This window comes from Ideonella aquatica (assembly GCF_018069755.1).
GTDB lineage: Bacteria > Pseudomonadota > Gammaproteobacteria > Burkholderiales > Burkholderiaceae_C > Ideonella > Ideonella aquatica.
Genome location: NZ_JAGQDE010000050.1, coordinates 1 through 9154, shown reverse-complemented (window position 1 = coordinate 9154; position 9154 = coordinate 1). Strand labels below are relative to the sequence as shown.

8 protein-coding genes are annotated in these 9154 nt (G+C 73.2%); 2 read left to right on the top strand and 6 right to left on the bottom strand.

Translation table 11 applies throughout. From position 1 onward, the window contains the following. Positions 1–1335: M48 family metalloprotease (locus tag KAK06_RS23845; protein WP_210804674.1), on the bottom strand; the 1335-nt coding region annotated here is incomplete at its 3' end. A 138-nt stretch (positions 1336–1473) separates the two neighbouring features. Between KAK06_RS23845 and moaC the strand changes: the two genes are divergently transcribed. Further along, positions 1474–1965: a cyclic pyranopterin monophosphate synthase MoaC gene (gene moaC / locus KAK06_RS23840; RefSeq protein WP_210804673.1), complete on the top strand. Its 492-nt coding sequence runs from the start codon at positions 1474–1476 to the stop codon at positions 1963–1965. On the opposite strand, the gene KAK06_RS23835 is transcribed toward moaC, so the two are convergent. Both KAK06_RS23835 and KAK06_RS24370 read right to left on the bottom strand, forming a co-directional pair. Beyond that, positions 1957–3687 (bottom strand): PglL family O-oligosaccharyltransferase, encoded by a 1731-nt coding sequence (locus KAK06_RS23835; RefSeq protein WP_210804672.1) that lies wholly within the window; start codon positions 3685–3687, stop codon positions 1957–1959. The genes moaC and KAK06_RS23835 overlap by 9 nt on opposite strands. 35 nt (positions 3688–3722) lie before the next feature. Continuing rightward, positions 3723–4190, bottom strand: a complete 468-nt coding sequence (locus KAK06_RS24370; RefSeq protein ID WP_210804671.1) for a pilin — start codon at positions 4188–4190, stop codon at positions 3723–3725. Positions 4191–4385: 195 nt separating this feature from the next. Here KAK06_RS24370 and KAK06_RS24615 point away from each other — a divergent pair, with 195 nt between their 5' ends. Further along, positions 4386–5813, top strand: coding sequence for an O-antigen ligase family protein (locus KAK06_RS24615; RefSeq protein ID WP_210804670.1), 1428 nt, complete (start codon positions 4386–4388; stop codon positions 5811–5813). Between the two features lie 76 nt (positions 5814–5889). On the opposite strand, the gene KAK06_RS24355 is transcribed toward KAK06_RS24615, so the two are convergent. From KAK06_RS24355 to KAK06_RS23810, 3 genes are all read right to left on the bottom strand, one after another. Then, entirely contained in the window at positions 5890–6336 is a 447-nt protein-coding gene (locus KAK06_RS24355) for a pilin (protein WP_310741150.1), read from the bottom strand. Positions 6337–6513: 177 nt separating this feature from the next. After that, positions 6514–7359 carry an MBL fold metallo-hydrolase gene (locus KAK06_RS23815; protein ID WP_210804669.1) on the bottom strand — a complete coding sequence of 282 codons (846 nt, stop codon included), beginning with the start codon at positions 7357–7359 and terminating at the stop codon, positions 6514–6516. After that, the coding region (locus tag KAK06_RS23810) for an adenylate/guanylate cyclase domain-containing protein (RefSeq protein WP_210804668.1) at positions 7356–9154 on the bottom strand (1799 nt) is incomplete at its 5' end. The genes KAK06_RS23810 and KAK06_RS23815, both read right to left, overlap by 4 nt.

The window sequence follows — 9154 nt, the reverse complement described above, 5'->3', positions numbered from 1 at the left end:
GGCCACCCAGGCCTGCAGCGCCTCGGTGGCGGCGCGCAGGCCGGTGTCGGCACCGGGCTCGCCCAGGCGGGCCAGGGTCTGCGCGGACTGGGCGCGCAGCAGCAGCGCGGCGCGGCTGGCGTCGGCGCCCAGCGCGTCGGCCGCCTGACGCAGCCGGGTCGCCAGGCCGGGCGTGGCGGACTCGCCGCCGGCGCGCGCGACCAGGATTTCCAGGCGCAGCAGACGCCACAGGCGGCGCAGCACGGCGGCGTCAGGCCGCTGGTCAGAGACCAGCGACAGGCCGGCCTCGGCCTGCTGCTCGGCGAGCGCGAAATCGCGCAGGCGTGATGACGCCAGCGCCGCGCCGTACAGCTGCGCCAGGCGCGTCAGGTCGGCCGCCGGCGAGCCCAGCGCACCGGCGGCCTGCACGCGGCGCAGCGCGGCCTCGCCGGGGTCGGACAGCGCACGCGCCCGGGCCTGCATCAGCGCGTGGCGGGCCTGGCCGGCCGCGGGGCCGCGGATGAGGCCGTCGGCGCGCAGCCGGGCCTCGGTGATGCGCTCGCTGGTCAGCGGGTGGCTGCGCAGGTAGGGGTACAGGCCGGCGTCATTGAGGCGCGAGGCGGCGTCGAGCTTCTCGAACATCGCGCTCATGCCGCCCAGGCCGAAGCCGGCGGCGCCCATCAGGTCGAGGCCGATGCGGTCGGCCTCGCGCTCCATGTCGCGCGAGAAGTTCAGCTGGCCCTGCGCGGCAATCGCCTGTGAGCCGACGATCACCGCCTGCAGGCCGTCGGGGCTGCGCGACTTGGCCGCCGCCAGCACGCCCAGCAGCATGCCGGCCAGGGTGGCCATGGACTGGCGGCTGTTCTGGCCGATGCTGCGTGCGATGTGGCGCTGGGTGATGTGGGTGAGTTCGTGGGCCAGCACCGAGGCCAGCTCATCGCGGGTGGCGGTGATCGCCATCAGGCCCAGGTAGACGCCCAGGTAGCCGCCCGGCAGCGCAAAGGCGTTGACCGCGCGGTCGCGCACCAGGAAGCCCTCCCAGGCGAAGCGGCGTGCCAGATCGGCGTCGATCGCGTCGCGCTCGCGCGCAGCGGCCAGCAGCGGACCGAGCAGATCGTCCAGGTACTCCTGCAACACCAGGTCCTCGAGGTAGTCGGGGTCCTTGCGCAGGTCGCGCATGATGTTGTCGCCCAGCCGCCGCTCCTGCAGGATGTCGACATCGTCCGAGGCCGAATCCCCCAGTGCGGGCAGGCGCGGCGCGGACTGCGCCAGCACCGTGGGCGCCGGTGCAGCCAGCAGCGCCAGGGCCAGCGCGAGTGCGCCGCGGCGCCACGGGAGAATCGGTGTAAAGGACATGTGAAGCACCGGCGCCGCCGGGCCGTCAGGAAGCAGGGAGCCTCCTCACTGACCCCGGACGCGGGGGAAAGTTCGGTCGCTATCATGGCACCGACGCAGACCCCACGGCCTGCGGACCCTCCCCACCCGGACCCGGCGATGAGCACCTCCCCCCTGACCCACTTCGACGCCCACGGCCAGGCCCACATGGTCGACGTCGGCGCCAAGAGCGAAACCCACCGCATCGCGCGCGCCGCCGGCAGCATCCGCATGCAGCCGGCCACGCTGGCGCTGATCGCCGCCGGCACCGCGAAAAAGGGCGACGTCATCGGCATCGCCCGCATCGCCGCGATCCAGGCCGCCAAGCGCACCGCTGATCTGGTGCCGCTGTGCCACCCGCTGCCACTCACGCGGGTGGCGGTGGACTTCCGCCTGGACGAGGCCGCCAGCAGCGTGCATTGCGAGGTGCAGGCCGAGACCGTGGGCAAGACCGGCGTCGAGATGGAAGCCCTGACCGCCGTGCAGGTGGGCCTGCTGACCATCTACGACATGTGCAAGGCCGCCGACAAGGGCATGGTCATGACCGACATCCGCCTGCTGGAGAAGCAGGGCGGCAAGAGCGGGCACTGGGTGGCGGACGCCTCAGCGTGAGGCTGCGGCCGGCCGCGTGAAGTCGGCCGGCGTGTAGACGCGCTCGGGCGCCTCGCACTGAAAGGGCGGCGGGCTGGGCGGCGCGTCGCACACGCCCAGGAACTCGCGCGCGTCGGGGTTGCGGAACTCCCTCAGGCGCTCCACCAGGAAGCGCGCGCGGTCGCGCTGGCCCAGCTCGTCCAGCGCGCGCGCCCAGGCGATCATCAGACGGGTGTCGAGCAGCGCATGGGTGGCACGGTCGAAGGCCGGCATCTCGGTCGACGGGGTCTCGGCCACGGTCACCGCGGCGTAGTCGGCGTGGTGGCCGAAGAGCAGGCTGCCCTGCCCGCGCGCGATGCGCTGCTCCAGCGTGCTGCGGCCGTCACCGGCACTGAACACCGCCACCACCTTGGCGTAATCCTGCAGTGCAAGGAGCGTGGCCAGCAACATGGCCACGCCCACCGGCAGCCAGGACGGCGCGCGCGCGGGCCCCGGCGCGCGCGGCCCCGACAGCGCATGGCCCCAGGCCCAGGCGGTGGGCAGCAGGAAGTAGGCGTACCACAGCGGGTACTCCAGCAGGCTGTGCAGGCCGATCAGCAGCACCATCATCCACGCGGCGCGGGCGCGCAGGCCGGCCTCGTCGTCGGTCAGCGCCCACGCGCGCCGCGCCGCCAGCACCAGGCCGGCCAGCAGCAGCGCGGTCAGCAGCGCGGAGGCCGGCAGGCCCAGCTCGACCATGAACTGCAGCGGCAGGTTGTGCGTGTGGTCGAAGAAGGCCACCGGCCGGCCGGGGAAGACGCCCAGGGTCCAGGCGAAGTTGAATTCACCGAAGCCGACGCCGGTCCACGGATGCGCGGCGATCAAGGCCAAGGTGTTGCGCCAGATGCCGAAGCGCGAGGACGAGATGTCGCCGCCGGCGTCCAGCCGCGCCGCGGCGCCGAAGGTGTGCGCGGTCTGCTGGGCCCACAGGTCCATGCCCCACCAGCACAGCGCGTAGACCAGCGGCGTGGACAACAGGCCCAGCCGGATCACGCGCGGCATGCGGCGGTCCAACGCACCCCACACCGCCAGCAGCAGCATGCCCAACGCGCCCGTGCGCGACGCCGTGAGCACCACCGCCCACACCAGCACCACGCCTGTCAGCGCGGACAGCAGCCGGGGCAGCGGCAGGCTGAACCAGCGCCCGCTGCGCGCCAGCGGCACCAGTGCAATCAGCGCCCAGACCAGCAGGCTGCTGAGGTGGTTGGGCTGGCGCAGGTTGCCCACCGCGCGGCCGACATAGCCTGTGCGAGCCACCAAGGCGCCGTCGGTCCAGGCCGGCGCGAAGACCTGCACGAAGCCCACCGCCGCACTCGCCAGGCCGGCCAGCAGCATGGCGCTGGCAAAGGCATGGAAGACCTCGTCTTCCGCAGCGCCGGCAGCGGCGCCCAGCACCAGCGCGGCCGCCACCAGCAGCGCCAGTGATGACAGCCCCAGCGTGGCCGGCAGGCTGGCCGCCATCGAGGCCAGCACGCCCAGCGCCAGCAGCCCCAGCGCCAGCAGCGGCCAGCGGGCAGCGCGCCAGGCCTGCGGCACAGGCGCGCGCAGCGCCATCAGCACCAGCCCCCAGCCAAAAAAGGCCAGCAGCTGGTTCAGCAGCGTGGCCGAGGGGCTGAGGTTGTAGGCCAGCAGCGGCGGCGCCGCCACCGCGAACACCATGGCAAGGTCAGGGCGGGCGGAAACGGATTCGGGGGCCTGGGACATGGCCCCCATTCTTGCGCAAGGGCGCCCTGGGGCGGTCAGGTCGCCTTGCAGGCGTTCGGCATGTAGCGCGCCGGGACGTCGCCGGTGTGGCAGGTCCAGGTGATGCCGCCGTCGGCGGTGACGTACTTGACGTAGAAGCCCGCTGCCCGGCCCTCGGTGACCTTCACCTGGACGGTGCCGTCGGGGTAGACGCCTGACACACTGGGCGTGACTTCGGAGTAGCGGCCCTTGATCGTGGCCTGGATCTGGCTGGCCGACGGATCGCCCGGCGGCGCGATGAAGCCGCCGGTGGGCCAGGTCTTGTTCTCGTTGCCAAAGGACATCAGCGGCTGCTTGACGCCAGCGCCCAGCTCCACCGCCTCGGCCACCTGGGCGCGGGCGACATAGTCCTGGTAGGCCGGCAAGGCCACGGCGGCCAGGATGCCGACGATCGCCACGACGACCATCAGCTCAATCAGCGTGAAACCGCGCGCGAAGCGCCTGGAGGAGGTACGAACTGGCATGGTGTGGTCCCGATGGTAGGCATCGGCTGGTTTCTGCCCTGGCTCATGCGAAAGTCGTGCCCGCGCTGGAGTGGGCAGTTTTTCACGAATATTCGCCAGGCGGGCGACGAACTTGGTCACATCGCCCGGGAGGACTGACGCAGGGTGACACCGCCCGGGCTGCCCCGACAATCCGCCACGAGGAGGGACTGGCGCATGCCATGGCCGATCATCGGAGCCCGCGGGGCCCTGTTGCTGTACCTGCTGGTGGTGCCCTGGCTGCCCGGCCTGATGAGCCTGCGCACCGGCCACGACCTGTCGCGCGGGCTGCAGATGCTGCTGTGGCTGGCCTGCGGCCTCGCGCTGTGGCGTCGGGCCCGGCCTGCGTCGCGCCAGGCGGCGGCCACCGCGCTGGCGCTGCTGCTGGCGGCGCTGGCGCTGGCGGGACGGGCACCGCAGCCGGGCTGGGCGGGGCTGGAGCTGGCGTTGTGGGTGGGCATGGCAGCCGCGGCCGCGCTGGTGGCCGATGTGGTCCGCGAGGGCGGACGCTGGCGCCAGGCCCTGGGCTGGACGCTGCTGGCGGCCAGCGCGATGCAGGGCACGCTCGAGGTGCTGATGGCCGCGCTGGGCCTGCTGCAGGGCATCGTGCCGCGGCCCGACCTGCTGGGCCAGGGCTACGACAACCTGCGCTTCCTGAACCATGTGCAGACGCTGAGCCTGCCGCTGACGCTGGCCGGCCTGGCCTGGGTGGGCGACACGCCAGCGGCGCGGCGCCTGGCCACGCTGGCGCTGGCCTGCGGCGGCGCGGTGCTGTGGGCCAGCGGCGGCCGGGCCACCGAGCTGGGCCTGCTGCTGGGGCTGGTGCTGGTCATGGCCGCCGGGCAGCCGGCGCGCGCGCTGCTGGCGCGCCGCCTGCTGCCGGGGCTGCTGCTGTCGGTGCTGGTCTATGCACTGCTCTGGCGGGTGGCACCGGCCGCACTGGGGCTGTCCGCGGATGGCGCAGCCGCCGCTCGGCTGCTGTCCTCGGTCAACGACCAGGCGCGGCTGACGCTGTGGGGTGCGGCCTGGCAGCAGTGGCTGGCGCATCCCTGGCTGGGGGTGGGGCCGATGCACCTGGCGGCGCAGCCCAGCCACTATGCGATGCATCCGCACCAGCTGCCGCTGCAGCTGCTGGCCGAGTGGGGCGGTCCGTACCTGCTGGCGCTGCTGGCGGTGCTGGCGCTGTGGCTGCGGCAGCGCTGGCGCGCCTGGCAGGCGGCGCTGGCCGCCGGGCCGGCGCTGGCGTTCACGGCGGGCCTGTGGGCGACGGGAGCCGCTCTGGTGGACGCGCAGTTCTCGGGCAATGCGGTGATGCCGGTGTCGCAGGTCTGGCTTGCGGTGGCCTGGGGTGCGCTGGCAGGCGCTGGCGAGGAAGCGGGGGATCGCGTGAACGCTCCTGAGGCCCCAACGTGGGCGGGCGGGCTCGTGCGCGCCCTGGCGCTGGCGATCCTGGCGGGCGCTGCGGCGCTGACGGCCGCCCAGTGGCCGGGGCTGGACGAGCGGCTGAAGCTATCGCTGGCCGACGGCCAGGCGCCGCGCACGCAGCCACGCTTTTGGTCGCATGGGCGCCTGACCCCGCTGCCGGGCCAAGGCCCGCGCCAATGACAAACGCCCCGGCAAGCCGGGGCGTTGGTGGTGAGCGGAGGCGGTGGGCGTCAGGCACACACCGCCGGGTCCGTCATCAGGTCGCCTTGCAGGCGGTCGGACGCCACTTGTTCGGCACCGTGGTGTTGGTCACGCAGGTCCAGGTGGCACCGCTGTCGGCCGAGTCGAACACGACGTTGTAGTTCTTGGCCTGGCCTTCAGTGACCTGGTAGGTGATCTTGATCGCGGGCAGCGTGCCGGTGACGCTGACGAACTTCGAGTAGCGGCCGGTCAGGGTGGCGCTCAGCTCGGTCGCGCCCGGGCTTCCCGGAGGGGCGATGAAGCCGGTGGGCAGCGCGTTGCGGTCGATCGTGTAGTCGTACAGCGGCTGCTTCAGGCCACCGGCGAGTTCCACGGCTTCAGCCACTTGGGCGCGGGTCGTGTAGTCGTTGTAGGCGGGCAGCGCGACGGCGGCCAGGATACCGATGATCGCCACGACGATCATCAGTTCGATCAGCGTAAAGCCTTGTTGAACTCGCTTCATGGTCAGCTCCTTGAGAGGGACTTGGGTGGAACAGGTGAACTGCGTGGCAAATACAGTGCGATTCCCGTGCCAGCCCGGGGAGCCGGTTTTCAGGTGAACTTTGCACGCTGGCCGACCAAGCTTGTCAGGGCGGGCTGCCGCAACCTGTCAGCGCGGCCGGGCTGGTGACAATTCTTGTCAGCCCAGGCTCAGGCGCTGGCCGGCACGCAGCGCCGTGACCGCGCGGCCCGGGCCCAGGCGGGCGGCCAGCTCGGCCAGCACCGTGGGCATCTCGCCGGGCTTGACGTGGGTCAGCAGCACCTCGACGTGGCCCGGCACCTGGGCCAGCTCGGCCGCCAGCGTGGACGGGCAGTGGTGCAGGCTGTCGGTGGCGATCGCGCGGTCGCCCTCGGAGAAGGCGATCTCGATCACCAACTGGCGCAGGTTCAGGCCGCGCAGGGCCTCCCACAGGGCCGGGTTGGGGCCGGTGTCGCCGGTGTAGACGAAGTCGCCGCCAGCGCCCAGCACCGCGTAGCCGACCGCCGGCACGGTGTGGCGGGCCGGTAGCACGCGGATGCGTCGGCGCTGGGCCCCCAGTTCCAGCGTCTGGCCCACCGCCAGCTCGTGCAGGCTCAGCACCGGCTGGGCCGGCTGCGGCAGGCGGGTGAAATCAGGCCAGAGCAGGTCGTTGAACAGGTGCTGGCGCAGCACCGCCAGCGTCTGCGGCAGCGCATGCACCTGGATCGGGCCGCGGCCCTGGCGGCGGCGCAGCACGCTGTCGGCCAGCAGCGGCACGCCCAGCACGTGGTCGAGGTGCGAATGGCTCAGCAGCACATGGTCGACACGCAGCAACTCGTCGAGGCTGAGGTCGCCCACGCCGGTGCCGGCGTCGATCAGGACGTCGTCGTCGAGCAGGAAGGCGGTGGTGCGGCAGTCGCGCGCGATCGACCCGGAGCAGCCCAGCACCCGCAGCGTGGCCGGCCGCGTCTCGGGTGACGCGGCAGAAACGACGGGGGCGGCAGGCTGGGCCAGGAAATTGCTCATGGTGTGGGGGACAGGCGATCGCGCAGGCGCTGCAGCAAGGCCGGCAGGCCCGGCACGACCGCCACCCGCTGATCCTGGACCAGGGCGTCCAGTTGATCAAGGCATTGTGCCGCCGTCCCGTGATGGTGCTGCGCCGCCGCGTCCAGCGCAAGATGCCAAATGCGCAGCTGCTGCTCGAAGTCGCCGCGCTGGGCCTCCTCGGGGGCCAGCGGCGTGAAGACTGTCACAACCTGCACCCGGCCGCGGATCGGCAGCCTGTCGACCTGCAGCCACAACCAGCCGGGCAGCTGGGGTGCCGCCAGGTCGCGGGTGGACTCGGAGACCAGCACCGGCAGGCCGGTCTCGCGGGTCAGGGCCTCCAGGCGAGCGGCCACGTTGACGGCGTCGCCAACGGCCGTGTAGCTGCGGCGCAACCGCGAGCCCAGGTCGCCCACGCAGACCCAGCCGCTGGCCAGGCCGATGCCGTAGCGCACCTGCGGCAGGCCCTGGGCCTGCAATGCCTCGTTCAGCGGGCCCATGGCCTGGTGCAGGGCCAGCGCGGCGCGCACCGCCCGTGCGGCATGGTCGGGCTGCGGCAGCGGCGCGCCCCAGAAGGCCATCACGGCGTCGCCAATGAACTTGTCCAGCGTGCCGCCCTGGGTCTGGACGACCTCGGTGGCGGTGGAGAAGAAGCGGTTGAGCAGATCGCGCAGCGCCATCGGCTCGAGCCGCTCGGCCAGGCCGCTGAAGCCTTGCAGGTCGCAGAACAGCACGCTCAATTCACGGTGCTCGGCCAGTTCGGCTGAGGCCTCGGGCTGGCGCACCAGCTGGCGCACGCGCTCGGGCGGCAGGTAGCTGCCGAACAGCGCCTCGACGCGTTGACGGCGCCGCCACTCCTGCACCTGGTTGGCCGCCATCACGCCGATGAACTGCAGCAGCGCGGGCAGCAGCGGCAGCGTCAGCGGCAGCACCAGGCCCAGCCGGGCCTCGGCCCACAGCGTGGCGCCGACGGTGGCAGCGGCCAGACCGGTCATGGCCGCCATCGCCGCGGGCACTGGCAGCGCCAGCGCCAGCGCAGTGGCGCCCAGCAGCAGCAGCGTGCCCGCCAGCGCGGCGTGGGCGCCGGCCCAGTCGGGGCGGTGGCTGAGCTGGCCATCGAGCAGACCGGCCAGCAGGTGGGCGTGGATCTCGACGCCGGGCAGGGCGGGGTGGATGGGCGTGGGACGCAGGTCGCCCAGACCCGGCGCCGAGCTGCCCAGCAGCACCAGCTGCCCGGCCAGGCTGCCGGCGGGCAGGTCACCGGCCAGCAAGCGCGCCGCGCTGAGGTAGCGAAAGCGGCCCTGCTGCGGCCCGCCTTGGCCCTGGAAGGGCACGCGCAGCGCGCCGCGCAGATCGGGCAGCAGCACCCGCTCGCCGCTGGCGCCCTGGTAGCGCAGCCGGGCCAGCTCCAGCTGGCGCGGGCCGTCGCGCCAGTCGACACGCAGCGTGGGCGAGCCCACCGCCACCCGCCACAGCGCCAGCGCCAGCGACTCGTGCAGGCCGTCATCCAGGCGGCTGAGCGCGGCCACCGAGCGCACCACGCCGTCGCCATCGGGCAGGGCGTTGAAGATGCCCTGGCGGGGCGCGGCTTCGGCCAGCAGCGGCAGATTGGCGGCGTGGCCGCTCCAGTGCGGCAGGCCGGGCGTGGGGCGGCCGGCCGGCACGGGGGCGGCCGGCGCCGGCACCGGGCCCAGGCGCTGGCCGCCGCGGTCGGCGCTGAGGTACCAGCCCAGCACCGCGGGGTGGCCGCGCAGCGCGTCGGCCAGCGGCCGGTCAC